1 protein-coding gene is annotated in these 210 nt (G+C 55.7%); it reads right to left on the minus strand.

The window, feature by feature from the left end; all coding sequences use genetic code 11:
• Positions 1-210, minus strand: a 210-nt coding sequence (locus tag H0248_RS21815; protein WP_180787464.1) for a hypothetical protein, incomplete at both ends; no start/stop codon positions are given.

Raw genomic sequence — 210 nt, forward strand, 5'->3', positions numbered from 1 at the left:
TTATCCGACGTGACATTATCGACAGAGATCGACGCCACAGGTGCAACCGTATCGACGCTGTAAGTGTGGCTGGTGTTAGCCGTCGTGACGTTGCCTGCGGTATCACGCGTGGTGACGGTGGCGGAGATATCGCTATTCACTGCCAGTACAGCTCCCGGGACATTCACGCTCCAGGTTTTACCATCGGTATTCACCGTCGTCTGGTAGGTC

The sequence above is a fragment of the Pectobacterium brasiliense genome, assembly GCF_013449685.1.
Classification (GTDB): Bacteria; Pseudomonadota; Gammaproteobacteria; order Enterobacterales; family Enterobacteriaceae; genus Pectobacterium; species Pectobacterium brasiliense_A.